Source organism: Enterocloster sp. HCN-30185, from assembly GCF_037890305.1.
Classification (GTDB): domain Bacteria; phylum Bacillota; class Clostridia; order Lachnospirales; family Lachnospiraceae; genus Enterocloster.
In genome coordinates this window covers 41,046-67,964 of sequence record NZ_JBBKBT010000011.1, presented here as the reverse complement: position 1 = coordinate 67,964, position 26,919 = coordinate 41,046, and the positions used below count along the sequence as shown (strand labels likewise).

Here is a 26,919-nt window from a genome sequence, read left to right as displayed (position 1 = left end):
TCACTGATTGTCATGTGTTTTTACATCCGCGCACATTCCGCCGCAGAACGAATGCCCCCCTGTTTTGCGAAAAAAATGGTAAACGGCCTCTGCGGCCTTCTGATTCATCTGAGGCGTCTGGGCCAGCTCCTGGATGTTTGCATTTCTTATGGCCTCGATATCCTTAAACTGACGCATCAGCGCCTTCCGTCTGGCAGGGCCGATGCCCGGGATCTCATCCAGTACCGATCTTACCTGCCCTTTTCCCCGAAGGCTTCGGTGATATTCAATGGCAAACCGGTGGGCTTCATCCTGAATCCGCGTAATAAGCCGGAAGCCCTCGCTGTGCCGGTCAATAGGCACCTCTTTATTGTTGAAATACAGGCCTCTGGTGCGGTGAAAATCATCCTTTACCATGCCGCATACCGGAATGGAAAGGCCCATCTGTTCAAGAACCCCAAGGGCAATATTGACCTGTCCTCTTCCGCCGTCCATCATGATCAGATCCGGAAAACGGGTAAAGCTTCCAAAAGAAAGTTCCTTTCCCTCCGCTCTGAGGTTCTTTGCCTCCTCCATTCCATGAGAAAACCGTCTGGTTAAAACCTCTTCCATGGAGGCATAGTCATTTGGCCCCTGGACGGTGCGGATCTTAAATTTCCTGTAGTCACTGCGCTTTGGCTTTCCGTCCTCATAAACTACCATAGAACCTACCGACTCCACGCCGCTTGTATTGGAAATGTCAAAGGCCTCCACCCGGCGCACTGCACCGATCCCAATGAGCGCTCCAATCTGGTTCATGGCTCCTATGGTACGCAGTTCTTCCTTTTTGATCCGTTCCTTATCCTGAGACAGGACCAGAGCCGCATTTCTTGCCGCCAGCTCCACCAGCCTTTCCTTCTCCCCCTTCTGGGGCACCACCAGCCTTACCTTCTGTCCCCTTTTCGCGGTCAGCCACTGGCTGATAACCTCGCTGTCTGTAATGGGATACTGAAGCCAAAGCTCCCTTGGGATAAACGGCGTTCCTGCATAAAACTGCTTTACAAAGCCGTCCAGAATCTCCTCCTCGCTCTCTGCTGCTCCCGCTGACAAATGAAAATGATCCCTTCCGATCAGCTTTCCTTCCCTGATAAAAAATACCTGTACCACAGCGTCCCTTTCGTCTCTTGCCAGAGCCACAATATCACGGTCCTCCATGCTGCTGCTGGTAATTTTCTGCTTCTGTGCCACCTGCTTTACACTGTTTAACAGCTCCCGGTATTCAATGGCCTTTTCAAACTCCATTTGCTCCGACGCCTGCTCCATTTTCTCCTTCAGGGAACGCAGAAGAGGCTCGTAATGGCCTCCTAAAAAATCAAGCGCCTGTCCAAAGGACTTCTGATAATCCTCCTTTGAAATATACCCCTGACAGGGAGCATCACACTGCTTGATGTGGTAATTTAAGCAGGGCCTCTCCTTTCCCGTATCCTTCGGCAGATTCCGGCTGCAGGTGCGGATCCGGTACAGCTTATGGATCAAATCCAGCGTATCCTTGACTGCCCCGGCGCTGGTATATGGGCCAAAATACCGGCTGCGCCCATCCTTTTTCATATCCCTTGAAAATAAAAGTCTTGGGAAATCCTCACCCACCGTAGCCTTGATGTAAGGATATGTCTTATCATCCTTTAACATGGTATTGTATCTGGGGCGATGCTCCTTGATCAGATTGCATTCCAATACCAGCGCTTCCAGCTCTGAATCGGTTAGAATGTACTCAAACCAGGCAATATGGGAAACCATCTGTTCGATCTTGGCAGTCTTATTCCGGCTGCTCTGAAAATACTGGCGCACCCGGTTTTTTAAGCTGACTGCCTTTCCCACATAGATGATTTCATCCCTGTCATTGTGCATCAGATAAACGCCCGGACTGGCAGGGAGTTTTTTTAATTCCTCTTCCAGATCAAACATCAAAACCCTCCTGTTCAGCGCAGCCGTGTGCCGTCATAGCGGCGCAGAAGCTGTACATAGCGGCGGAGCGCCTGAATCTGCTCCTCCACAGGCATTTCCGGCTCCGGTTTTAAATCCATAGCCATAAACATACAATCCAGCTCCCGTTTGGTTGCCTTTCCTTCCATCTGTTTCAAAACAGCTAACTTATCCTCAGGGCGCAGCGCATCCAAAAAACGCTCCAGCCAGGGGCCTGGAAGTTCCTCTTCCTTATCCGTCTCCCCCTGTTCCCTTTCCTGACAGGCAGTTCTTACAGGATCATTCTCCGGCCATACACGCTCAAAACGGTATTCCTGATCCGCATCCGGATATTTTTCCCGGTCTACCGGACTCATAAACATCTCCAGAGGGCGGACATACATACCAAATGTTCCATACAGTGCCTGATACACCACCATAGGCTCTCCTGTTTCTGAATGAACAGCCACTGCTATGACCTGATACAGTTTATTTTTAAAATGCCTGTAAAATGCTCCCGGCACAGGCATACACTCTCTCTGCTGCAAAATGCATCTACCTCATTTCCGCCCGGCCTATGCCGAACTCTGTGTTTATCTTTTTAGTATACCATATCTCATTTTAGAATCAACGGAATTTTGTCCGGGCAGATAAAAACGCCCTGCTGCTATGCTGTCTGCAAAGCTGCGGGGCGTACACCTGGGTCTGAAAAGGTATGCTTCTGCATTCCTTACTGTAAAGAAGCTGCCGCGTCTTTTCCTGCAGCTAAATATTCCTGACCGGAAAATTCATCTGCATTCGCCGCTGCCGCATTTACAAGAATCAGCACTGCTGCCAGAATCACCCAGGCAAAGCATTCCAATCCTTTTTTCAGTTTCATAATCCTCTTTTCCTCCTAAGGATCACATCTGGATCCGACTCACATTATACCGTTTTTCCGCAAAAATGCAAGTTTTAAATTTTTTTCTGACAGACGGGGAATTTCTCTCCTTCATCCGTTTTATATAGTAGAGGCTGTTAATTTTATACTTCTGATAAGGAGGAATATTTATGATTACTTATAAGCCATTCTGGGAAACCCTGAAAAAGTCACCCGAAACCACCTATACCCTAATCCATAAACATCAAATTTCCAGTGCTACCATTGACCGTCTGCGAAAGGATAAACCCTTAAGCACAATCACCATTGACGATCTGTGCCATATTCTGAACTGCCAGGTGGGTGAAATTGCCGCGTACATACCTCCTGAAGATAAACCACATTAAACGGTCAAACTCTGAACATTTTACAATAGCCTTCTGTTTTTTCCTGTGCTATACTTTAAGAAGCTTAACGTATAAGGAGGTTTCTTTGTAATGCAGAAGATTGGAAGAAATGATCCCTGCTGGTGCGGCAGCGGTAAAAAATACAAAGACTGTCACATGGAGCTGGAAGAAAAGCTGACCCAGTTCCGTCGTCAGGGCGCCATCGTCCCCACCAGAGCCTTATTAAAAACACCCGAACAGATCCGTGGCATAAAAGAGAGTGCCCGGATCAATGTAGCCGTTCTTGATTATGTAGCTGCACATATCGGCCCCGGCATCACTACTGCCCAGATCGATCTGTGGGTCTATGAACAGACCACCCGTTTAGGAGGCATTCCCGCGCCTCTAGGCTATAACGGCTTTCCCAGAAGCGTCTGCACCTCTGTCAATGACCAGGTATGCCACGGCATTCCATCCGAAAATGACATTCTGAAAGAAGGCGATATTATAAACATAGACGTCTCTACTATCTATAATGGTTATTTTTCTGATTCCTCCCGTATGTTCTGCATCGGAGCGGTTTCTCCGGAGAAAAAACGATTGGTAGATACAGCAAAACAATGTCTGGAGATTGGTTTGACAGAAGTACGTCCCTGGGGATTTTTAGGTGATATGGGGCAGGCAATCCATAATTTTGCCAAAGAAAACGGCTGCAGCATTGTCCGTGAAATCGGCGGTCACGGCGTGGGACTGGAATTCCATGAAGAACCCTGGGTAAGCTATGTGTCCAAAAAAGGTACAGAAATGCTCATGGTTCCCGGAATGTGCTTTACCATTGAACCCATGGTAAATATGGGACGGCCGGATGTATTTGTGGATGCGGACAACGACTGGACGGTATATACGGATGACGGACTGCCCTCCGCCCAATGGGAAATCCAGGTGCTGATCACAGAGGATGGATATGAAATACTGGCGTGGTAGACGATTTTCCGAATAGAGTATGCAACACGAAATGCAGCACGCATTAAAAAAAGTCCTGTAATACAGGACTTTTTTTAATGGAGATAGTGGGATTCGAACCCATGACCTCTTGCATGCCATGCAAGCGCTCTCCCAACTGAGCTATACCCCCATTGGAACATATTTATATCAACTGGCGTCGACTCGTTGATAATACCATATCCGGCAGAATAAATCAAGTATTTTCCAAACTTTTCTCAAAAGGTTTCCAAGACACAAGCTCCCCGAAAGGTTTTCGCCTTCCGGGGAGCTTCTATCATTTAATATACATTTTCACTGTAGAAATTATTCATTTCCATACAGAGCAACCAGCTTGGATAAGTGCTCAAAGCGCTCCTTAGCCTCCTGCTCGTTGCGTGCGAACAGCTCTGCTGCTCTCTCAGGATTCTTCATGGTCAGAGACAGGTAACGAACCTCGCCCTTTAAGAAGTCCTGATAGCCTTCCATCTTAGGAGCCTTGGAATCCAGAGTGAACTTCTTCTCTGCTGCAGGATTGTAACGGAAGTTATTCCAGTAGCCACACTCTAATGCCAGCTTCTCCTCAGTCTGAGCCTTGTTCATGCCCTTCTTGATACCATGGTTGATACATGGAGCATATGCAATGATCAAAGATGGTCCCGGATATGCCTCAGCCTCAGCCAGTGCCTTAACGGTCTGCTGCATGTCGCCGCCCATACAGATCTGTGCAACGTATACATAGCCGTAGCTCATAGCGATGCCAGCCAGATCCTTCTTCTTGGTCTCCTTACCGCCAGCTGCGAACTGAGCAACTGCACCGGTCTTGGTAGCCTTGGAAGCCTGTCCGCCTGTATTGGAGTAAACCTCGGTATCGTATACCATGATGTTGATATCCTTACCGGAAGCCAGAACGTGGTCTACGCCGCCGAAGCCGATATCGTAAGCCCATCCGTCACCGCCGAAGATCCACTGAGACTTCTTAGCCAGGAAATCCTTGTTAGCTACGATGTCCTTGCAAACCGGGCAGTCAATGCCGGATAATGCAGCAACCAGACGATCGGTTGCAGAACCGTTCAGAGCGCCGATGCCGTAGGTATCTAACCACTCCTTGCAGGCTGCTTTGATATCGTCAGTTGCGTTCTCATTTGCCATAACGCTCTCAACCTTAGCCTTTAAGCCGTCTCTGATTGCGTTCTGAGCCAGTAACATACCATAACCGAACTCAGCATTGTCCTCAAACAGGGAGTTATCCCATGCAGGACCCTGTCCCTTAGCGTTCATGGTGTATGGTGTAGAAGGTGAGGAGTTGCCCCAGATAGAGGAACATCCTGTTGCGTTTGCAATGTACATTCTATCACCAAACAGCTGGGTGATCAGCTTAGCGTAAGGAGTCTCGCCACAGCCTGCACATGCGCCGGAGAACTCAAGCAGAGGCTGCTTGAACTGGCTTCCCTTAACAGTGTTCTCTTTGAACTTTGCAACAACCTCATCCTTGATGGATACAGTCTGGCCAAAGTCAAAGATAGCCTGCTCGCTGAGGCTCTCTTCCAGAGGCTTCATCTCCAGAGCCTTGTTGCCCTTCATGCCTGGGCAGACATTTGCACAGGAGCCACATCCTGTACAGTCAAGTGCAGAGATGGTCATGGCAAACTTGTAGCCTGGCATACCGGTCATATCCTTCATCTTCATATCTGCAGGAGCGTTAGCAGCTTCATCAGCTGTCATAGCTACCGGACGGATAACAGCGTGAGGACATACATAGGAACAGAAGTTACACTGGATACAGTTGTCAACATTCCATACAGGAACATTTACTGCAATACCACGCTTCTCGTATGCGGAAGAACCAGATGGTGTAGTACCGTCTACATAATCCTTGAATGCGGATACAGGCAGGGAGTTTCCTTCCTGAGCGCTTACCTTGGTCTGGATATTGTTTACGAAATCAACAACTTCCTTGCGGCCCTCGGTAACTACCTTATAATCAAGGCCTTCGTCCTCGCACTGAGACCAGCTTGCAGGAACCTCTACCTTGTGAACGCCCTTAGCGCCGGCATCGATTGCTGCCCAGTTCTTCATAACAACGTCCTCGCCCTTGCGGCCGTAGGTTGCCTTTGCAGCTGCCTTCATCAGTTCATTTGCCTTCTCAGCAGGAATGATGCCTGTCAGCTCGAAGAATGCGGACTGAAGGATAGTATTGATACGGGTCGGGCCCATGCCGGTCTCGATACCGATCTTAACACCGTCGATGGTGTAGAAGTTGATCTTATGATCAGCGATGAACTTCTTAACCTGTCCTGGCAGATGCTTCTCAAGACCTTCCATATCCCATGGGCAGTTTAACAGGAAGGTACCGCCGTCAACCAGCTCCTGAACCATGTTGTACTTGCGTACATAAGAAGGATTGTGGCAGGCAACGAAGTTAGCCTGACGGATCAGGTAGGTAGACTTGATGCGGCTGTGTCCGAAACGCAGATGAGACATGGTAACACCGCCGGACTTCTTGGAGTCGTAATCAAAGTATGCCTGAGCGTACATATCAGTGTTATCACCGATGATCTTGATGGAGTTCTTGTTAGCACCTACCGTACCGTCAGCGCCAAGACCCCAGAACTTACAGTTGGTTGTTCCCTCTGGAGTAGTAACTAAAGGAGCGCCAATCTCCAGAGACAGATTTGTAACGTCATCCACGATACCGATCGTGAATGGGCTCTTTGTCTCATTCTCAAATACTGCTACGATCTGAGCAGGTGTGGTATCCTTGGAACCTAAGCCGTAACGTCCGGTCTGGATCTTGATCTGGTCAAACTTGCTGCCCTTAAGAGCTGCAACAACATCCAGATACAGAGGCTCGCCCATAGCGCCTGGCTCTTTTGTTCTGTCTAATACAGTGATGGTCTTTACAGACTCAGGAATGGTATCGATCAGTGCCTGTGCGCAGAATGGTCTGTACAGACGAACTTTAACAACACCAACCTTCTTGCCCTGTGCAACCAGGTAATCAATGGTCTCCTCGATGGTATCATTTACAGAACCCATAGCAACGATCACATGCTCTGCATCAGCAGCGCCGTAGTAGTTGAACAGCTTGTAATCTGTACCGATCTTAGCGTTAACCTTGTCCATGTACTCCTGAACAATTGCAGGAAGTGCATCGTAGTAGGGGTTACATGCCTCTCTTGCCTGGAAGAAAATATCAGGGTTCTGAGCAGAACCTCTCTGGCATGGATGATTTGGATTCAGAGCGTTCTTACGGAATGCTGCAATCGCATCCATATCAGCCATATCCTTCAGATCCTCGTAATCCCAGGTCTCGATCTTCTGGATCTCGTGAGATGTACGGAAACCGTCAAAGAAGTTGATGAAAGGAACTTTGCCCTTGATTGCTGCCAGATGAGCAACTGGAGTTAAGTCCATAACTTCCTGTACGCTGGACTCACACAGCATAGCGCATCCTGTCTGACGGCAGGCATAAACGTCGGAATGGTCACCGAAAATAGATAATGCATGGCTTGCCAGTGCACGGGCAGATACGTTAAATACGCCTGGCAGCTGCTCGCCTGCGATCTTGTAAAGGTTAGGGATCATCAGTAACAGACCCTGGGAAGCAGTATAGGTGGTGGTCAGCGCACCTGCTGCCAGAGAACCGTGTACAGCACCTGCTGCACCAGCCTCAGACTGCATCTCTGTAATCTGAACTTCATGACCGAAGATGTTGGTTCTTCCGTCTGTTGCCCATTCATCTGTAGCTTCTGCCATAGGTGAGGATGGGGTAATCGGATAAATAGCCGCTACATCAGTAAATGCATAGGAAGCATGAGCTGCTGCATGGTTACCATCCATGGTTTTCATTTTTCTTGCCATTTTGATTTCCTCCTGCAATTAGTGAAATATGTATATGATAGTATACATGTAAGTCCGCCCGACGGCACATAGCCTTTAGCGGACTGACCTGTATATTATTATAAACAATTCTTTAACAAATTGCAAATGCTTAATTGCTATTACTGCAAAAAATACAATGTATACAGTATAATTTATGCACAAATCCTCTGACAGCCAGAAATAGCGAAAAAGAAGCAGCCGTAAAATTTCCATTTGGGGATTTTACGGACTGCTTCTTTCTTAAAATTTTTAAAAATTCAAACCGCTATTCCGGCTTTACGGGAACAACCACGGCTCCGGCTCCCGGCCCGCCCTGTGAACCGGAAGGCGCGTCCTCTGACGGAGCAGGGGCCACAGGTACGGAAGACGGCTCTGTAGAAGCTGATCCCGGCCCTTCTGCCGGAGCAGAGGAAGCCGTACCTGACCCAGGCTGGGACTGGGTCGTCTCAGCAGGGCCGGTATATCCCTCCGGCATTCCGTCCACTGTCGGCGTAACCGTTGTTGCCTGCGTGGTGGTTTCCTCCGGATTTAATACCACACCGCTGGTATTGCGGTGGACTACCGGCTTGTGGCCCTTATACGTTGTTTTATGATCCAGTTCTCTGGAAATCTCCTTGCCGTCCTTATAGACAACCTTATAGGTTTCCCAGCGGCTTCCGGAGCTTCCCTTGCTTGTGGTCTTTTCCACTCCCGGATCCAGAGTCTGATCTTCTACATATTCCGGTTCCGGCACACCAAGGTCTTCTACCTTTTTAGACTCCAGATCCCAGGTGATGCCGTCCTCCAGAATCGGGATACCATATACAGATACCGTCATCTTCTGATCCGCATAGCTTGCCCGCAGGCCGATCGCTGTGCTTGAGGTATTGATGAATTTAAAATCAGGCTGCTCATAACTTACAGTAGCATCTCGTCCCGGAGTTACATAATTTGGCTCAAAGGTATGGGAACGGCGATAGCTGATCTTTAAGCCTGCTTTAAATACCGCATTGTACAGAGTAGTTGAAACCTGGCATACGCCTCCGCCGATTTCCTGAACAACCTCACCGTTATTATAGGCAGCCGCACCCTTATAACCCTTAGCCTCTGTACGCTGGCCTACAGTTCCGTTAAAGGAGAACTCATGGCCCGGCTTGATAACGGTGCCGTTAATAGCTTCTGCCGCCAGACGGACATTCGTATTTCTGTTTTTATTGGATGTGGTATTTGTAGTAAAGGAACCAATGGTCTTATACTGCTCCTTTGCGCTGGCCGCCGTAATCTCAGGTGCCACCGTGCTGCCGGATGCCTCAATTTTGGTATCAAAGTCCTTTGCAGCCAGAGCCTGTGTGATATCATCGATCAGCTTTTCCTGATCAATGGCAAAGCCATTCTCCTCTCCCGCGAAAACGAACTTCCCTGTTTCTGCATTAAAGCTGTCGATGGAACCATTTTTTGCCTTCTTATCCCACTTCGCCGCGCAGGCTGCTGCCTCCGCTTTAATCTGCTCTTCTAATCCGGCCGTATCCAGCGTGTAGCTTTCCTGAGGCTCTCCGCTGTAGATCTCATTTAAAAGAGAATCGATTTTTCCGGCCATCAGGTCATTTACCTCATAAACTTCAGAATCATAAGAAACGGTCATGCTCCATGGAAATTCTTTTAACAGCACCTCTCTGGCCTGAGATTTGGAAAGGCCGGTGATGGAAATGCCGTCTACGGACACCTCTTTTTTCATCTCGGTTTCTGTCACTGCCTCTGTTGTTGCCTGCACTCCCGTCTCATCAGAGTTCTTTCCATTTAACGCCATAGCAATGCAGGTAATCACTACGATCAGGATCACGCCTCCAATGGCAATCCATTTATAATCCGGCCCCTTTCTTCTGTGGCGGCGGCTGTTCCGCCTTACATTCTGCATGGCGTTCATCCTTCCTGCCTGGCCGGAGCGGTAAGAGGAACTGCTGCGTGAGCCACCGTGTCCTGTATTTCTGGAAGAGGTACCTCTGGATGATGCTCTCCCGGAAGCACTACGTCCTCTGTCTGCGCCCTTTGCCCGGCTTCTGCCCGGCGAAGCGCTGCGGTTCCTGCTGTTGTTTTCTAACTGATTCATTTTTCTCACACCTTGTTCAAAATACTTTTGCATTAATTACAGCTTGTAGTATAGCATACTTTATTTAAAATGGAACCGCTTTTTATATTTTTTTCCTTTGATTTTTTCTATTTATGAATTTACTGTTACTTATTATAAATGAAATATTATGGAAGTATTACCAAAGTATTTCACTGCTCTTTTTTAGAGGCTGTGACCTTTGAAAGCTGCAAAATAATCTCGCTGAAATATCTGGGCAGAACCTGCTCCAGAAGAAGCGCCTTTTTATCATCCGCCTCATCATAGACATAGCTTCCCCTCTCTATGGTTCCGGCCGGATAGAAACGGACGTCTTCTATTGTTACCTCCTCGTTCTGTCCTCCGATATAGGTTCCTGAAAAATGAAGCTCCGCTCCCAGCTTCCCGTCTTCCCGGTAAAAGGTATAAAAACAGCCCGCATCCTGAACAGAACCCGTATACCAGCCAAGAGCCTGCATTTTTCCGATGAGAGACAGATCGTTAAGGATCACTCCTTCAAAGCGCTCCACTGCCTTCTGCCCCGCTTCTTCTTCGGAAATGAGGTACACAGTGCGGTCCAGCTGTTCCACAGGCTGAATGATTTCATAATCCTCCAACTGCTCCTTCCATGCGTCCCTCTCTTCCTTTGAAAGCTCAATGGGATGGATCAGGCCGATTACTGCGTCCTCAGGCAGCTCCAGCTCCTCTTCATCCACCGTATTAAAGGAGCCGTCCTCCATATACCGGAAGCTGCCTGTAAGTGTTTCTTCCTTATATATACCCCAGATCAGGCCAATGGCAAAGGGGTGCATCACCGGCTTTTTCGTAAACAGCTCCACCCAGTCCTCCTTCTTCCACATACGTCCGGATGACAGGGCCAGCTCCAGCCTCTGCTTCTGGCTGGCAGCCACGGTTTTTAACTGCTTTTTCATAGCTTTAAACTCCTCATAAGCCCTTGCCGCCTTATCTTCCTCATCCCGCTTGCCCGGAGCAGGCATATTTTTAAGCTTTCTGCCCTCCTGGTCCCGAACCTGAATTTCAAGCTCCGGGGTAATGGACACGGTAAAGGATCTTGCTCCATAGTCAAAAACACGCTCCATCCGCTCATTAAAACCGAGATCCGGCACAATCCGGTCTGAAAGCTCCTCTCTGGTAATCCCAAGCTGTCCGGCAGCAAATTCCAGCGCTTTGGCAGCCGCAGCCTTCACCTGACGGAACTTGAATTTTGACGCAATGCCGTCTACCTTTAAAAGCGCCTCTGAAACAGGGCTTAAGGCCAGTGCGTTGACCGCCTCACAGGCCATGGCGCCTCTGGCATTTGCCGGCCATTCCTGGATCTGACGGTACAGCTTTTTAACCATCAGATCGCCTCCGTGGATGGACGCTGCATAAAGAACCCATTTCTTCTTTGCTTCTGCGCCCTGCTCCATAAAACGGTCAAAGAGTTCATTTACATAAAGAGAAAACTCCTCTTTCTTAAGGTCTCCGGCCAGAAATTCAGCGTCTTTATTTACGCCCGGACTGGTTCCTGCTCCGGCATAACACAGGAGAATGGCCTGAAGATATTCAACGGACGCCTCCTCCCCATTTTCAAAATGAACCGCCGGGAAAGGAGTCTGAAAGGCCCAGGACAGCGTGCGGCTCTTTCCTCCTTTATGAAGGGCTTTTACCAGATCCTCCCTCTTTAAAACGCCGGCGGAGCTTTCATTTGCTTCCTCCTTTACCCCCAGCACCTGGATTAAAAGCCGGCGCACCTTGGCATTTTTTTCCTTTTCAAGAGCTGCCTCAAGAGCCGGGCGGTCGGAAACGTCATTCCATGCAGCCAAAACATATACCGCAGCTTCCCTGGGGCCTGCCTTTTTATCGCTTAAAAGAACAAGTATATCATCCTTCCAGTCCTTCTGCTCCTCTAAAATTTTTAAAAGCTCCTCCCGGACGGATTTAGCCGTATCCTTTGCATAGGAAAGAATTTCTTTTTTGTACTCTTTTGCCATCAGAGCCATGGTCATAAGCCCCAGACGGCGGCCTTCTGCCTCAGACTCACGAAACACTTCCATCACTTCTTCCGGATTGGCTCTGAGCTTATACAGAAATACTCTTCTGGCTGCCAGCTCAAAGCAGCGTTCCTTATCCGAATCAAGGTATAAGGATTTTACATTCAGGATAAAGGTCTTTAACAGATGCGCCTCATCCATTCCCGCTTCTTCCATGTCTTTAAAAAATTCTGCAAAGGCTTCTTCCTTCGGCTGGTAGAACGGATTTTTTCCCGAGGACATAAAGTACCCCTCCTGCCGAAGAAAGGTACAGGCCTGGCAGCGGTTAAAAAATTCCCGGTTCTCATCCTTAGCAGGAAAGCCGTCCAGCAGATTACGCAGTCTATAGCCCCTGTAAAAATGGCTGTTTTTTGCCATCTGTTCCTCATATGGATACAGAGCGCTGAAAGGAACCCGTCCATACAGGTAATCAATTAACGTCTGGGTTTCCGAGCCTTTTTCCTCTGTCAGTACCTTTATAACCGCATCTCTTCTGCGCATGCCGGCAGAGGACTGAAGGGTTTTATAAAGCTTAGGATCTGCGCTGCGAACCACATTCATCATGTAATTCATCTGCTCCAGATCTGCCTCCTTTAGGCATTCCAGATACAGCTCCTTATTCTTTTTAAGCTGGCTGCAAAGAATCTTCCCCTGCTTTCTGATGGCTGCCCAGGAAATGTAGGACTTGCTGTCCAGATGGAACAGCTCATCAAAGCTTCCTCCCCGTTCGTGAAGATCCCTGCGGAAATCCAGCTGCTCCATAATAGGAAGGCAGCAGTTCATATCAGAAGCCAGATACAGATCCACTGTGCGCATCAGACAGGGGGACAGGGCCATATTCATAAAAGCGGTTCCGCATATGAGCCATGTAATAAGATTATTCTGGGCCAGAGAACCTGCCAGAGAACGGATCTCATCCGTCATGGATCCTTCCTTTAGCGCACGGGCAATCTGAAACCGGCTCGCCTTGGAAACAGAGGACGGCAGCGCGTCTTCAATGGTGTTGCATACAATCGTTTCATATTGTCTCATAAGCTCCGCGTCTTCACCGGAAAGCCCATTTCCATTTCCAAACGCTGAAACAAGCCGGTTCAAAATACCCTTTGCACCCGCAGCCCCCTCTTTGGGTTCTTCCAGCTTTTTATCCGGGTATTTCCGGAGAAAATAGAGGGAAAGAAGGATCAGCCTGCCATTAGCCATATCCCCGATGCAATACTTCATGGCTGACAGCAGGTATTCCGGAGTCTTAGTCTGTTTTATCATCTGATCCATCAGATAGCTGAAACGTGTATCATTGTTTCTGCCCGCGATCTCTGCCACAACCGAAAGCCACTCTTCCGGCTTCAGTCCCCAGAAGTCCTTCCCCTCTCTCATAAAGCTGTAACGCCATGCATAATTCCCCCGTTCCAGCGCGCCGCAGGTTGACTGTCCCAGTGTAAAAAGCACCCGGAGCATTTTTTTTGCTTCCTCTGAATGCCGGTCGCAGAAATGGCTAAACAGAGCTGCCGCAGCCTCCAGCTGCGTTTCGGCAAGCTGGTAAAAGTCCCTTGCCGTTAAACCCTGTAAGGCTTCCTCTCCCCGTTCGCCTGATACATAGGAAAAAATCTTCTCCCGTTCCTGTTCAGACAGACCGATTTTTTCCAGAGTTTCCATTATTTTATCCCCATATGTTCTCTTTGGCTGTATCATACGCCTTCTCCTCCTTTTTACCGGATTTTTGCTGTATCGTCTATCACTGTGTATAGTAGGCTTCTGCCAGATCAAACTCCGTCTTTCCTCTGGCCAGCCACAGGTATTCCGCTATATTTACATAAATTTCCAGTTCTGCCCCATGAACGGGATGCAGGCTGTGACGGCAGCTTTCAATCTCCCGGCACAGCTTCCCAAGCTGTATGCCAAGAAAGACAAGCCCGCTCTCTCCTGCACGTTCCGCCCATTGCCGAAGCATCCCAAGGGTGCTGTCATGAACGGCGTCAAACCCGCTCTGGTACAGATCCTCGATCTGCTGGCTGACCTCTTCCAGAAGGCGGTACATCTGCTCCATGGCATTGATTTTAAGTACCCGTTCCCGTTCCTGCGGTGAATCTGAAACCCATTCATCTGCAAACGCTTCCCGTTTGCCGGCTTCCTGCCCCCACTGAAAAATCTCCAGAGGATGAAGGATCATTTTCCCATCTTTTAAGTACAGCTTGCCTGCAATGGCAGGAATGGGAATTTCTCCCTTTTCCACCTGATCTGCAATCCGCTCCAGATAGCGGATATTCGCGTCCTCCCGCCTGCTGTATGCCATCTCTGTCAAAAGTTCTTTCCCATTGGAATCAAAAACAGCCATGGAAAATTTCTGCTCTGCCTGAGAAAAACGGGCCGCATCCCAGGCTGCAGCCTGAACGCACACGATCCGCAGCGTCTCCTCCCCCCGTTTCAACCAGCTGTTTTTCAAAAAATACTGTTCTTTAAAAAGCGCTCCAAAGTCTTTATAAAGCCATTTTCCCGCGTCCTCCGGGCAGAAGCTGTGTTTTCCTGTTATCATGCCTTTTGTATCCTGACTGGATGACAGACGGCCTGTTTTTCCGGCTTTTGCCTGTTTTAAGCAGACCTCTGTTCCGGCCAGTTCCTCTAAGGATACATTTAATCCCCAGGGAGCGGCTGCCTTTTCCATCCGCCCCCGTCTTCCCCGGCTGTCATAGTACACCGGACGGGCGCTGGTATATGTATACCATTTCTTTGTATTCTTTTCCAGAAAATATACCGTTTCTCCCTGATAACCGTTTCTGCTCTGAAAGGCCTCCGCCGTAATGCCGATCAGTTCCATATCTCCTGCCGGTTCATAGTCCATGTGAAAGACTCCTCCCAGGTTCCTAAGCTCCCCGTCTGTTTTCACCCGGCTCAAACGGCAGATCTGTTCATAAAGGCGGGCGCTTTCATCCATCAGCCCTGCGGCATTTACAGAGGATGAACGGCTAAAATACGCTTCATATCCATTTTGAAGGCTCCGGAACGCATCTTCAAAGGAGGCCAGTCCTTCATTGTGGCTGATCACTGCCAGCCGTTCTAAGGTATCGGCACTCTGACTGGCAGTGCGCGAAAGGCCGGAAGCTAATATATCCTCTAATGCAGCCTTCATCTCACCGGCCTTTTCCCGTATCCGGTTCAGATCCGCTTTCGGTTCTTCCTCTTCCTTTTCAAATTCCTCCAAACGCAGAGTTCCCGCCTCCATACGGCACCACAAAGCCGCAGCAGCCCTGTGAGCGCAAAATTCCTTCTTTTTGCAGGTACAGGAGGAATATTCCAGCGGAAGCAGAAATTTTACCTGCAACTCTGAATCCGGAAGCTCCACCAAAACCGTGCTGGAACGAGCGATATCTGCCCTTTTCCCCGCCCGGATCTGCCCCAGTACCTCCCCAAGCTTCTTCATCCCTAATGCCCGTATGATCTTCTGGTTCCCAATCTCCAGAACGGCCTGCCAAAGCTCCTCTGAGGGCAGAGCTTCGGATTTTTCTTTCTTCTCCTCTTTTATCCCGCCTTCTCCCGCTTCATACATATCCTTAAGAACCAAAATAGCCTGCACAATATGCCTGCATATGGATCTGGACGGACAGCTGCACCGGCTTTCCGCCAGCACCGGAGCGATCAGAAGCTCTTCCTCTCCAAGCTTTACATTTATGCCCTGATCCCCTGTATCCAAAATCTCACAGGGAGTAGTTTCTCTGTCCTTATGGGCCCGCTTTACCGTACCCTTATTGCTGAGACCGGCCAGATATTCGTCATCCGCACCGGCCAGTATGGTTTTCCAATCTGTCATGCTATGATTTTCCCCATCCATTCTGCCAGCTGCTCCGGAGTCATAGCCCCTACATGAGCCCCCAGCCGCGCCATCTTTTCTGCTGCATTTCTGTCATATACCGGATCTGCCTGACGGTCCAGAGCTGTAAGAGCTACCAGTCTGGCCCCGCTTTCCACAATATCCTTCACAGCGCCGTACATATTTGCCTGGCTTACACCCTCATAAAGATCGGATACCAGCACCACAATGGTTCTGGCCGGAGCTTCGATCAGGGTTTCACAATACCTTAAAGCTCCTCCGATGTCTGTGCCACCGCCCAGCTGGATACTCATAAGCGTTTCGACCGGGTCTTCCACATATCCGCTTAAATCCACCACACTGGTATCAAAAATAACCAGCTTCACATCCACCACAGGAAGCCTGGCAAAAATCCCCGCCATCACGGCACTGTGGATCACGCTGTCCATCATGGAGCCGCTTTCATCAACACAGATGATTACATTCCATGGGCTGTGGCGTTTCAGCCTGCCGTAAAAATAGACCTGATCCAGCAGAAGCTGCCTCTTTTCCACATCATAATGCTTTAAATTCATCCGAATGGTCTTCTTTATATCCAGATTCCGCATAGAGCGCACCGGACTGCCCGAAAAACGATCCATGCGGCCTGTAAGCGCAGGCCGTATCTCCTGCTCCAGCTCCTTTGTAAGCTCTTCTGCGACCTTTTTTACCACCTCACGGGTCATTTCAAGAACCGGCCCCTTCATCATGGATTTCAGTTCCAGCACCATTTTTAACAGCTCCCTGTTGGGCTCCATGCGCTTTAATACCTCAGGATCCGTTAAAAGCTCCGTCATATTGTACTTTTCCAGAGCATGGCGCTCCATGATCTCTGCGGTTGACTTGGGAAACAGGCGGCGCAGTTTCTCAATCCAGGAGGGTACGGTAAGGCTGGAGGGATCGCCGCTTCCCCCGCGGTCCTTTCGGATCTCCTGTTCTTCCCCGTACTCTCTGGAATAAAGGAACTCCAGCACCTGATCCATTTCACCATAGGGCAGACTGCCCTCTGAAAAATGCACGGGCCCTTCGGCATACCGGCCCAGAGCCAGACGCCAGCGGTTCAGTATCTCTTTTTCATCTCTCATCCGGCTCTCCCTCCATGGATAGTTTTACAAAGTTTTCCAGTTCTTTCCCATAGGCAAACACACCCGGAAGTACTGGCGGCGTTTCTTTTTCCAGACTTTTTTCCCGGTGAAGCCCGGCCGCCAGATTTCCAACCCTCTTTAACTCTCCCGGAGTAAATGCGCCAAAGGCCAGACGAAGCTGGGGCAGAAGTTCTAAAAATTCCCCATCCTCCACCTGGGAGAAAAACGCATCCAGCATGGGAATCATGCCCTGCCCCATAAAAATGAGATCTCTAGCTGTGAAAAAAAGGCCTCTGAGAAAAACAGCCGTTTTAAGAAGCTGCTCTCTGGTTCCGGTAATGTATCCCCGGCCCGCAGCCTCCGCTTCATACGCCTCTTCCCTGCCGCAGCCAAACAGGATCCCGTGAATACATCCCTCCAGGCCCGGATGGAGCTTTCCATCCTCCCGCATCCGCTCTAAAGCCTCAAAATATGCCTCCCTGCTGCAGCCTGTCTGCCCTCCGGTCTGATAGAGAAGCTTTATGGCCTTCATGGCGCTTTCCAGATCCTCATCCTTAATCCGGGCCATGGAGGGAAGAAGGATCACCAGCTTTTCATAACAGCCTGCGATCAGCCGTTCAAAAGGAAGATTTACCCGGTAAAGCCCCTGAAGCTCTTTCAGCATCCGCAGGCGTGACAATGCCTCTGCCACTGCAAAAAACCGGGTATCCTCCAGAATGATCCGGCTGACCGCTTCATAAACAGGCTCCATCTCCTGATCCAGTCCCATTTCAAACACAGAGGTAAGCAAAAGGGCGGCTTTCCCGGCATCACTTTCCGTCTTAAGTTCCTCTCTTACAAGGCTTGTCACTGCCTCCTCAATCACTGCCCCCCGGACCGATACGTCCATAAGGGCTGCTGCTACGGAGGGTCTGAAGCGGCAGATCCAGGTTTCCCGCATCATATTCCGGTCTCTTCCCAGACGCAGATCCGGTCCCTTTGTCTTTCTGGCAAACTCTGTCTGAAGAAATACCATCCTGTTTAAAAATTTGCTCTCTTCCCTGTGTTTTTCGTTGGAAAATGGGGTGAGTACCCGCTTGATCTCCATAGCAGACCGGCTTCGGATGCCGAACCTGGCGCACTGCCTTTCAAAATCCTGAATCAGAGGCGGTACCTCAGCCTGCTTGCAGAGCTTTCCCAACCGGGTTCCTGTCATATGCTTTTTGAGAATCCGAAGTGGCTTATCCGATGATAAGGAGCACTCGCCCTTAATAAAGGAGGAAAGCACCGCATCCTTTAATTCCCAGGCTCCGGGCTCTCTCTTATCCCGAAGGGATGCAAGCCCTCTTGCCTGATCCAGAGCACAGATCTCATCATAGGTGGTGGGAACGCCGTCCTTTTTTCTCCCGTCCCTTCCGGTCTCAATCAGGAAATCAAGGACTGCTCCTTCATACACTCCCTTCTGCGGCTGTTCCTTCTCTTTATTTTCTTCCAGTTTTTCCCATATTCTCTGGTAAAAGCCGGGAAAAGGCATACCGCTGGCATAACCGCCCCAGGCGTCTGTCTCCTCCATGGAATAGGGCATCAGGTAAATGCCCTCCTCCCCCTTTTTTGCCTGTTCCTTCCATTCTTTAAGCTTTGTCTGTTCCCTGAGATACTCTGCCAGCGCCGGAGTATGAAATCCGCCTGTGATTCCAAGCACCAGCCCTTCTTCTCCCACCTCGGCCGCCTTTTTCTTAAGCCTTCCTGCCATAAACTGCTCTCTGGCCTCGCAGCCCTCTGAACAGATCTGCTCCGGCGGGGTATCCTCCCGGATCATCCGGCAGTAGCCAAGAAGCATTTCAAACCAGGTTTCGCTCTCCATGCACAGGCCCTGGATTTCAAAGTACTTCTCCCAAAATTCATCAAAGGAGCGCAGACCGGTTTTCTGGCAGAGCTTCTGAAAAAAACGGCCGTCCGACAGCAGCCGGTCCCCTGTAAGGCCTTCGCTGCGGCTCTTTTCACAGGCAGCCAGAATCTCCCTGTAAGGCAGATCCATAAAATTACCTGGGATTCCCAGATCTCTGCACGTCCTCAGGGCTGCCAGCTCCGGCGAATAATCCAGAAAGGGATAATAACATTTATAGTATTCTTCACCGCCGCCAATCTCTCCTGCCTGATCCTGATAGGAATAATATACGGCAAAGGGCGCCTTGGTCTCCTCATGGATCATGGCCGGGATCAGGGAGCCTGCATTTTCAGGCCCTTCGATCAGAACCGCATCAGGCTTTAATTTTTCTATCATCCGCACAATATGCCAGGCGCAGGCCGGGCTGTGATGGCGCACGGGAAGAAGGATTATTTCAGCCATTTCCTTGCGTCGTAGTATCTGCTCCATATTCCGCCCTCTCTGCTGCTCTTGTCACGGATCACTGTTCCAAAATAGGCCTTTACCTTTTCCAGATCATCCCTGTTTTCCTTTGAAATTGCTCCGGTAAGATTTTGTACCAGGCAGTCAATATCCATGGTTTTATTTCCATAGTAATAACCTGAAATCATGGTCTGATAGTACACAGATACAGCCTCTGCCGTACTCATAACCGCTCCCGGCCGGTCAATCCGGTGTCCCAGGGAAGATACTCCCTCCCGCAGTTCATGGTAGGTAGAAGCCAGCAGCTCTGCCGCACTCTCATCCAGCTCCATTTCCATATGGCTTTCTTTTGCCAGGCTTTCCACCTCATTTAGAATGATCTGCTTTTCCATGGAAACCTCACGCACCGGCTGAACCGTTTCAAAGTTAAAACGGCGTTTTAAGGCGCTGCTCATCTCATTTACGCCCTTATCCCGTGTATTGGCCGTTCCGATTACATTAAATCCGGGAGCGGCAAAGAGAAAACCCTCATCGCCCAGCTCCGGAATATTTAAAAGCTTATCGCTTAAAACGCTGATCAGGCTGTCCTGAATCTCTGCCGGAGTACGGGTGATCTCCTCAAAGCGGGTAAGGATTCCCTTTTCCATGCCCGTATACAAAGGCGACGGCACCAGAGCCTCGCGCACCGGCCCCTTTGCCAGCAGCAGCGCATAATTCCATGAATACTTGATCATATCTTCTGTGGTTCCGGCTGTTCCCTGGATCGTATTGGTGCTGACGCCGCTGATAGCCGCAGAGAGAAGCTCCGACAGCATGGTTTTGGCCGTTCCCGGCTCTCCCACCAGCATCAGCCCCCTGTTTCCCGCCAGCGTAACGATGCTGCGCTCCACCAGAGCATCATTTCCAAAATATTTCTTCCGGATCCGGCACGCGCCGCCCGAATAGGGAATCTCCTTTGAACTTCCCAGAATAAAGGTGCGCACAGCCTTTGGTGAAAGCTGCCAGTTTAGGGGTCTGGGGCCTGTATCATTTTCTTTTAATGCCTTTAGTTCCTTTGCATACCGGATTTCCACCGGCGGTTTGATCCACTGCTTCTCCGTCATCTGTATGTCCTCCTTTATATCAGGAAAATATATATCAGTATAGCAAAATTCCGTCTGCTGTGCTACTATATATACAAAAAAAGGAAGTGAATATCCATGGGTTTTGTTGATTTGCATACACACTCTGATGCATCAGACGGCAGCTTCACTCCGGCCCATCTTGTGCATCTGGCAAAGGAGGCCGGTCTTTGCGCCATCGCCCTTACCGACCATGATACAACTGCCGGGATTGCCGATGCCGTTGATGCCGGAAAAGAGCTGGGAGTAGAGGTTATCCCCGGCATTGAAGTATCCGGTAATTACGAAGGCCATGAAATCCATATTTTAGGACTTTTTATCAATCCGGACGATCCGGAGCTTAAAGCATTTCTCAAAGACATGAGAAGCCGCCGGAACCGGCGCAATGAGGAGATGTTCCGCCGTCTGGCAGCAGACGGAATCTCATTTACAGATGAAGAGCTGTTCGGTTCCAATCCCCAGACCGTTATCACAAGAGCCCATGTGGCCCGTGCCATGGTTCAGAAGGGGTTCTGTTCTTCTGCGAATCAGGCCTTTAAAAAATATCTGGAATACGGTGGCCGCTACTGCCCGCCCAAGGAGGAGACCGAGCCGGAATCCATTGTAAAAATCCTGCTTAAAAACGGGGCTTTTGCAGCTTTGGCCCATCCCTTTTTATACAAGCTCGGAGACAAACAGACGAAAGCCCTCATTACCCGGCTGGCTGAGGCCGGAATGCAGGGATTAGAGGTCTACCATTCTTCTAATTACCCTCTGGAAAGCCGCAAGCTGCAGAAAATGGCTGCCGGCCTTAAGCTTCTTCCTACAGGAGGCTCTGATTTCCACGGCTCATGCAAGCCGGATATTTCAATCGGCACAGGCCGGGGCGGACTGAGGGTATCAGAGCTTCTTTTAGAGGATATCCGGCGCTGTGTCTGCCCCAAATCCCAAAAGGAAACCTGAATCTGTCAACAAATAAAAGGAGGATGTTGAATATGAAAATCCAGAATGTCACAGATGTAGACAAATTTTTTAAGGTGATTGATGAATGTAAAGGAACGGTAGAGCTGGTATCCCCTGACGGCGACCGTATCAATTTAAAGTCCAAGCTGGCCCAGTATGTGTCCATTGCCTCTATCTTCGCAAACGGCTATATCCGGGAACTGGATCTGGTGGCCCATGAGAAGGAGGATATTGAACGGCTGATACGGTTTATGTATCAGGGGGAATAAAAATATTTAATCCACATATTTCAGGGTTCAGAAGCCATGCTCTTACGGCATGATTTCCGGCCCTGTTTTTATATATATTGTTGTCATATTCCAATAAATATATCACACTTCTTATCACTTTCGTCCAACTCCATTGAATCCCCATATAGCCTATGGTATAATTTTTTAGAATTGAAAGATATTTGAATCGATTGAAAGGAGCCATTTTCATGACTGCCAATTTCCCTGTTTCTGTTATCATCGCTGATGATGAAGCTTCAATCCGCAACGGACTCCGATCTGCTGTGGAATCCATGAATCTGAATATACGCGTTCTTGGAACTGCCAGAAACGGGCTGGAAGCTTGGAATCTAATCCAGACCTATATGCCGGATATTATAATCACGGATATACGTATGCCTCTCTGTGATGGGCTGAACCTGATGAAAAAATGTAAAGAAGCCCGCTTTCACATTGACTTTGTCATTCTCAGCGGATTTGATGACTTTACTTACGCCCAATCAGCAATCCGCTATGGTGCCAAATCCTATCTTTTAAAACCTTTTAAAAATGAAGAATTAAAAGAAGAGCTTAAGATACTATTGGATGAAATCCGTCAAAAGCGTGGTCTTTCTTCCTCTTCTGCCGCACCCAGCGAAGAGACCATGACCGCTCTATCCAGAAAGTTGTTTTTAAATCAACTGATCCATAATGAATTCCATTATGAACATGATCTGGAAACAGCTGTAAAAGAATCCGGTCTCTCTTTTCCTTCCGGCTTCTGTCAGGTTCTTATCTTTTCTCTGGGAACAGGATCTCCCATTGATCCTCAGTCCCTTATTGCTCTGAAGCATACAATTGAACGCCATATGACCGGCTTTTATGCTCAAGTATGGGATAACGAAACCTTCCAGCTAACAGCGCTTATTTTCCCAGCACTTTCAGAAAATTTGTCGGCAATTCATGTTCTTGCGCATAAAATTATAGAAATCTGGATCTCAGAGCATGGTATGCGTCTGACCATCGGTATCGGAACACCGGAAAAATCCCTGCTCCAGGCAGGGCACTCCTATGCTATGGCTGTCACAGCCCTATCCTATCAGATGTATGAAACAGAACACCTTATCTTTGATCCTTCTGTTATCTGTACCATACCACCATCTGTCTCTGCCAATCACATTGATCCGGCTCCTCTTTTAGATGCCATTTGGAACAACGACACAGATGCCATTGTTTTCTGGTATTCAGAATATATCCGAACGCTGTTTTATGTTCCCATGCCGTCTCCCAGCTTTATCAGAGGAATGTGCATTTATCTGGTAACGGATATCCAAAATACACTGAAAAAGCAAACAGAAGACTGGCCTGAACTGGTTTTTGAACCTCCCTACATCCGAATCAATGAATTTTCTTTTTTCCGACAGATTAAAGACTGGTGTCTTTCCCAGTTTCTTCAATATGGGAAGGTTCTTTCTGAATATAAATCATTTGGAAAAGATCGCATCATTGCAAAAGCTAAACGCTTCATAGAAAACAATATAAATCGTAAGATTTCTGCAGAACTTATAGCGGAGGCCGTAAATTTAAGCCCTTCATATTTTACCATTTATTTTAAATCCAAAACAGGAATCAATTTCCGGGATTACCTGTTAAGCCGCAAAATGGAACAGGCCAAACACCTGCTGATGGCCGCTGACGCTAATATCAGCGAAATATCCTGCGCTGTAGGCTATGACGATTACCGCTCATTTTACCGCGCTTTTAAAAATTATACCGGCCAGACTCCATCTGAATATCAGACAAAATGCCGGGGAGGAGATTCTGTTCACTGATGAAAAAAATCCTTACTTTGATTGCCAACCTGAATATTTCGCATAAAATATGGTTATGTATGATTACCATTTCACTCACACTGTCTGCCTTCCTTATTTCTTTCAGCAGCCACTATTTCTCCCAGCTGTATCGGGAAGATGCCTACAATCAGGCCGCTGATTCTCTCCATATCGGAGCTCAGTCACTGACGGACTCTTATAATCTTCTTTTAAAAAATGTGATCGATACTGCTTCTACTGCAGATTTTTCTGCTTTAGTACGGGATGTACATATGAATCGTCATGAAAAGGATGTCATGCACAAAGCAGCCTTGCAGGCACCTCTGAGCAATTTAACTGATTCCATCCCCATCCTGGACAGTCTGGCTATCCTTGGCAAAAACGGAGAATATTATTCCCTGTATACCAACACCTTAAAAAAGGGATATACTCCATGGGACGCTTTTAACTGGAACTTTTTTTCCATAAATGATATTACCTGGCTCCCCATCCGTTCCAGCCCTTTTATAAAAAACAATCAGATCATCCCTGTAGTTCTTCCCATTTCTCTGGTTCCCTCTACGCACTATCTCCATATCTGCCGAAATCCAGAGAATACGGATATTTACATTGTCCTTTTGCTTGATTCCAAAAAAATAGAAGAACGTTTGGCTTTAGCTGCATCCTCCCACTCAGAACGTACCCTTTACATAGCTGATGCTTTCGGAACTCCTTTAAGTCTTTCTCCGAATTCCTCCTGGTATGAGACGGTTTCTGATGAATGTGTACAAAACAGTCTCCGTTCCTGTACAAAATCAGAAGGTTTCAAACAGGTTCTGGATGAAAACCAGTACAGCCTTTATTCCATTCCGTTAGATTTCTGCGGTCTTAACCTTGTCAGCATCGTGCCAAAAACATCGCTTCACACCAGACTTGCCCGCATGAGCACCTTCCTCCTCCTTATATCATTAGCAGGATTGATGCTGACCGCTTTTCTTTCTCTGATTCTTTCCCGTTTTCTCACCCGGCCTCTGGCCCGGCTGATCCAAAACGTACACAGAATAGAAAATAACACCTATGATACTCCTGACCAGATGAAATATAAGGATGAAATAGGCCAGTTGAATATGGCTATCAATTCCATGTACAAAACGATACAAGAACAGATACAGCAGATACGCGAAAATGAAAGAGATAAATATCAGGCAGAAATACAGCTTTTATCTGCCCAGATCAGCCCCCATTTTCTGTATAATACTCTGGAATGCATCAACATGGAAATCCTGAGCGACCGAAAACAAACAGCCTCTGCCATGATTACAAGCCTGGGAGATTTTATGCGTATCGGACTGAATTACGGAAATGAACTGATCCCTTTATCCAGAGAACTGCTCCATGTCAAATCATATATAGATATTATGAATTATCGTTTCAGTCAGAAAATTGAATTGATCAGTACCATTCCTCCAGAGCTTACAGACTGTCTGATCTTAAAATCCATTCTGCAGCCTCTGGCCGAAAATTCCATACGGCACGGATTCAATCTGGATGAATCTGGCTGTATTCCGGTTCCCATGCCGGAAATTTCTGTAAATGTTTTTGAAAATAACGGAATCCTCACAATTGAGGTGATCGATAACGGTCATGGTATTGATATCTCACGGGCAAATGAAGCTCTGTCTCGAGATGGGCGTCAGCCCTGTTCTAAGCATGTAGGCCTGAATAACGTCTACGCCCGCTTAAAAGCCTGCTACGGAACTGCTCAAATTCACTTTGAAACCATTCCTTATTTCAGGAATGTCGTCCGCATTACCATTCCTTATAAAATTGCCAAAAATAATCAAAAGGAGATAAAAACACTATGAACAGATATTGGGGAGACCTTCACAACCACTGCGGCATCACTTATGGCTACGGTTCTCTAAAACACGCCTTAGACCGTGCGAAAAGCCATCTTGATTTCTGCGCTGTCACCGGACATGCCATGTGGCCGGATATACCGGAGCGAAATGAAGAAACCGCTTTTGTGGTGGACTTTCACCGCAGAGGCTTCCAAAAATTGTATGACCACTGGGAAGAAGTACGGCACACCATCGCAGAGGCTAATACAGAGGACTTTATCACCTTTCAGGCTTATGAAATGCATTCCTCTCTGTACGGGGACCATCATATTGTCACTCCTGACGACAGCCTTCCTCTGATTTACCGTGACTCTCCTGCGCAGCTGCTGCATGACAGCGGCTGTGACGGTATTACGGTTGCACATCATATTGGTTATACGCCCGGCTATCGCGGAATCAACTGGGATCTTTACGATCCTGCAGTAACGCCTTTAATCGAAGTTTGTTCCAAACATGGCTGCGGTATGAGTGAAACAGCCCCCTATCCGTATTATCACAATATGGGCCCCCGAGACAGCCGCTGCACCGTATACGAGGGTTTGAAGAGAGGATTTCATTTTGGTTTTGTAGGTTCTACCGATCATCACGCCGGCTATCCCGGATCTTATGGCGATGGAAAATTGGCTGTTCTGGCAGAATCAAAGACCAGATCTGCAATCTGGGATGGACTGAAAAACAGAAGAACCTATGCAGTAACAGGTGACCGGATTAAATGCGATTTTTCAGTGGACGGACATCTGATGGGCAGTATTGTTCCACTGACCTCACCCCGTCATCAAATTTCCTATCGGGTAGAAGGCTGTGCTAATATAGATAAAATTGTCATTTACCGTAATCTAAATCCCATTCATATTGCAGAAGGTTTAACCATGATGCCAAAATCAGAAGATAACCGTTATAAAATTCGGATTGAAATGGGATGGGGAAATAATGAGCAGGAACTTTTCCCATGGAAGGGAAGGATCAGAGTATCCGACGGACAAATTTTAGAAGCAGAGCCCTGTTTCCGCGGCAGAAGCGTTCTGGCTCCCAGTGCTTCCCAGGACGTATCCCAGGATAATATAAATGAAATTGATAATCGTATCCTGTCCATCAGCAATGATTCTGTTTCCTGGCAGTGCTTTACAGTCAAAAATCCATCTCCCGTTCAGCCCCAGACATGCGCTGTAATCGCCGAAATACAGGGCAGCAGAGATACTGTGGTAGAAATCGAAGTTAACGGCCACTGCCGCCGGACATCAATCGGTGAATTATGCATATATGGATACAGTGAACATATGAAGCCATATCATTCACAGGCATACAAAGTTCATACTGCCGTTTCCTGCTCCCAGTATACTGCGGAAAACTCTTTTACTGACGAATGGGAGGGACCTGCATTCTATCATATGGAAGTGGCTCAAACCAATCAGCAGTGGGCATTTGTAAGCCCCATATTTTTCGAATAATTGTCTGCACAAAAAATGCCGCCGAAGCAATCAAGCCTGCGGCGGC

The 26,919-nt window shown here is 48.2% G+C and carries 17 protein-coding genes and 1 tRNA gene; 7 read left to right on the top strand and 11 right to left on the bottom strand.

Features of this window, described 5'->3' with window-relative positions:
• The 3 genes from uvrC to WKT10_RS11885 all read right to left on the bottom strand — a co-directional run bounded on the left by uvrC (nt 1) and on the right by WKT10_RS11885 (nt 2,800).
• Nucleotides 1–1,923, bottom strand: coding sequence for an excinuclease ABC subunit UvrC (gene uvrC / locus WKT10_RS11895; RefSeq protein ID WP_337434360.1), 1,923 nt, complete (start codon nt 1,921–1,923; stop codon nt 1–3).
• A gap of 14 nt (nt 1,924–1,937) precedes the next feature.
• Entirely contained in the window at nt 1,938–2,450 is a 513-nt protein-coding gene (locus WKT10_RS11890) for a DUF1653 domain-containing protein (protein WP_445293018.1), read from the bottom strand.
• A gap of 200 nt (nt 2,451–2,650) precedes the next feature.
• Nucleotides 2,651–2,800, bottom strand: a complete 150-nt coding sequence (locus tag WKT10_RS11885; protein ID WP_167544882.1) for a hypothetical protein — start codon at nt 2,798–2,800, stop codon at nt 2,651–2,653.
• A 170-nt stretch (nt 2,801–2,970) separates the two neighbouring features.
• Here WKT10_RS11885 and WKT10_RS11880 point away from each other — a divergent pair, with 170 nt between their 5' ends.
• Together WKT10_RS11880 and WKT10_RS11875 are read left to right on the top strand one after the other, a co-directional pair.
• On the top strand, nt 2,971–3,186 hold the full coding sequence (locus tag WKT10_RS11880; RefSeq protein ID WP_066549023.1) for a helix-turn-helix domain-containing protein: 216 nt from the start codon (nt 2,971–2,973) through the stop codon (nt 3,184–3,186).
• Between the two features lie 90 nt (nt 3,187–3,276).
• On the top strand, nt 3,277–4,149 hold the full coding sequence (locus tag WKT10_RS11875; RefSeq protein WP_317439123.1) for a methionyl aminopeptidase: 873 nt from the start codon (nt 3,277–3,279) through the stop codon (nt 4,147–4,149).
• A 78-nt stretch (nt 4,150–4,227) separates the two neighbouring features.
• Here the strand turns inward: WKT10_RS11875 and WKT10_RS11870 are convergent.
• The 8 genes from WKT10_RS11870 to WKT10_RS11835 form a co-directional block, all read right to left on the bottom strand.
• Nucleotides 4,228–4,300, bottom strand: a tRNA-Ala gene (locus WKT10_RS11870).
• A gap of 173 nt (nt 4,301–4,473) precedes the next feature.
• Nucleotides 4,474–8,010, bottom strand: coding sequence for a pyruvate:ferredoxin (flavodoxin) oxidoreductase (nifJ, locus tag WKT10_RS11865; RefSeq protein WP_340277386.1), 3,537 nt, complete (start codon nt 8,008–8,010; stop codon nt 4,474–4,476).
• 286 nt (nt 8,011–8,296) lie between these two features.
• Nucleotides 8,297–10,117 (bottom strand): VanW family protein, encoded by a 1,821-nt coding sequence (locus tag WKT10_RS11860; protein ID WP_340277384.1) that lies wholly within the window; start codon nt 10,115–10,117, stop codon nt 8,297–8,299.
• 170 nt (nt 10,118–10,287) lie between these two features.
• Nucleotides 10,288–13,836 carry a DUF4132 domain-containing protein gene (locus tag WKT10_RS11855; protein ID WP_340277382.1) on the bottom strand — a complete coding sequence of 1,183 codons (3,549 nt, stop codon included), beginning with the start codon at nt 13,834–13,836 and terminating at the stop codon, nt 10,288–10,290.
• A gap of 43 nt (nt 13,837–13,879) precedes the next feature.
• Nucleotides 13,880–15,949 carry an SWIM zinc finger family protein gene (locus tag WKT10_RS11850; RefSeq protein ID WP_340277381.1) on the bottom strand — a complete coding sequence of 690 codons (2,070 nt, stop codon included), beginning with the start codon at nt 15,947–15,949 and terminating at the stop codon, nt 13,880–13,882.
• Entirely contained in the window at nt 15,946–17,073 is a 1,128-nt protein-coding gene (locus WKT10_RS11845; RefSeq protein WP_340277379.1) for a VWA domain-containing protein, read from the bottom strand. Before WKT10_RS11845 ends, WKT10_RS11850 begins: the two co-directional genes overlap by 4 nt.
• Nucleotides 17,063–19,402, bottom strand: coding sequence for a DUF5682 family protein (locus tag WKT10_RS11840; protein WP_340277377.1), 2,340 nt, complete (start codon nt 19,400–19,402; stop codon nt 17,063–17,065). The genes WKT10_RS11845 and WKT10_RS11840 overlap by 11 nt, the downstream gene beginning before the upstream one ends.
• Entirely contained in the window at nt 19,390–20,505 is a 1,116-nt protein-coding gene (locus tag WKT10_RS11835; protein ID WP_340277375.1) for an ATP-binding protein, read from the bottom strand. The genes WKT10_RS11840 and WKT10_RS11835 overlap by 13 nt, the downstream gene beginning before the upstream one ends.
• A 96-nt stretch (nt 20,506–20,601) precedes the next feature.
• On the opposite strand from WKT10_RS11835, the gene WKT10_RS11830 reads away from it, so the two are divergent.
• From WKT10_RS11830 to WKT10_RS11810, 5 genes are all read left to right on the top strand, one after another.
• A complete protein-coding gene (locus tag WKT10_RS11830) occupies nt 20,602–21,465 on the top strand; it encodes a PHP domain-containing protein (protein ID WP_337434369.1) in 864 nt (287 codons plus the stop codon).
• Between the two features lie 32 nt (nt 21,466–21,497).
• The gene (locus tag WKT10_RS11825) at nt 21,498–21,734 is read left to right on the top strand and encodes a polya polymerase (RefSeq protein WP_337434370.1); all 237 of its coding nucleotides are present in this window, start codon (nt 21,498–21,500) and stop codon (nt 21,732–21,734) included.
• Between the two features lie 209 nt (nt 21,735–21,943).
• Nucleotides 21,944–23,545, top strand: coding sequence for a response regulator (locus tag WKT10_RS11820; protein ID WP_340277373.1), 1,602 nt, complete (start codon nt 21,944–21,946; stop codon nt 23,543–23,545).
• Nucleotides 23,545–25,389: a sensor histidine kinase gene (locus WKT10_RS11815; RefSeq protein ID WP_340277371.1), complete on the top strand. Its 1,845-nt coding sequence runs from the start codon at nt 23,545–23,547 to the stop codon at nt 25,387–25,389. Before WKT10_RS11820 ends, WKT10_RS11815 begins: the two co-directional genes overlap by 1 nt.
• Nucleotides 25,386–26,873, top strand: coding sequence for a DUF3604 domain-containing protein (locus tag WKT10_RS11810; protein ID WP_340277369.1), 1,488 nt, complete (start codon nt 25,386–25,388; stop codon nt 26,871–26,873). The genes WKT10_RS11815 and WKT10_RS11810 overlap by 4 nt, the downstream gene beginning before the upstream one ends.
• The last annotated feature ends 46 nt before the right edge of the window (nt 26,874–26,919 follow it).

Coding starts and splice junctions, on each gene's coding strand:
- uvrC (WP_337434360.1), bottom strand. CDS start 1,923: ATGTTTGATCTGGAAGAGGAATTAAAAAAACTCCCTGCCAGTCCGGGC.
- WKT10_RS11890 (WP_445293018.1), bottom strand. CDS start 2,450: ATGCCTGTGCCGGGAGCATTTTACAGGCATTTTAAAAATAAACTGTAT.
- WKT10_RS11885 (WP_167544882.1), bottom strand. CDS start 2,800: ATGAAACTGAAAAAAGGATTGGAATGCTTTGCCTGGGTGATTCTGGCA.
- WKT10_RS11880 (WP_066549023.1), top strand. CDS start 2,971: ATGATTACTTATAAGCCATTCTGGGAAACCCTGAAAAAGTCACCCGAA.
- WKT10_RS11875 (WP_317439123.1), top strand. CDS start 3,277: ATGCAGAAGATTGGAAGAAATGATCCCTGCTGGTGCGGCAGCGGTAAA.
- nifJ (WP_340277386.1), bottom strand. CDS start 8,010: ATGGCAAGAAAAATGAAAACCATGGATGGTAACCATGCAGCAGCTCAT.
- WKT10_RS11860 (WP_340277384.1), bottom strand. CDS start 10,117: ATGAATCAGTTAGAAAACAACAGCAGGAACCGCAGCGCTTCGCCGGGC.
- WKT10_RS11855 (WP_340277382.1), bottom strand. CDS start 13,836: ATGATACAGCCAAAGAGAACATATGGGGATAAAATAATGGAAACTCTG.
- WKT10_RS11850 (WP_340277381.1), bottom strand. CDS start 15,949: ATGACAGATTGGAAAACCATACTGGCCGGTGCGGATGACGAATATCTG.
- WKT10_RS11845 (WP_340277379.1), bottom strand. CDS start 17,073: ATGAGAGATGAAAAAGAGATACTGAACCGCTGGCGTCTGGCTCTGGGC.
- WKT10_RS11840 (WP_340277377.1), bottom strand. CDS start 19,402: ATGGCTGAAATAATCCTTCTTCCCGTGCGCCATCACAGCCCGGCCTGC.
- WKT10_RS11835 (WP_340277375.1), bottom strand. CDS start 20,505: ATGACGGAGAAGCAGTGGATCAAACCGCCGGTGGAAATCCGGTATGCA.
- WKT10_RS11830 (WP_337434369.1), top strand. CDS start 20,602: ATGGGTTTTGTTGATTTGCATACACACTCTGATGCATCAGACGGCAGC.
- WKT10_RS11825 (WP_337434370.1), top strand. CDS start 21,498: ATGAAAATCCAGAATGTCACAGATGTAGACAAATTTTTTAAGGTGATT.
- WKT10_RS11820 (WP_340277373.1), top strand. CDS start 21,944: ATGACTGCCAATTTCCCTGTTTCTGTTATCATCGCTGATGATGAAGCT.
- WKT10_RS11815 (WP_340277371.1), top strand. CDS start 23,545: ATGAAAAAAATCCTTACTTTGATTGCCAACCTGAATATTTCGCATAAA.
- WKT10_RS11810 (WP_340277369.1), top strand. CDS start 25,386: ATGAACAGATATTGGGGAGACCTTCACAACCACTGCGGCATCACTTAT.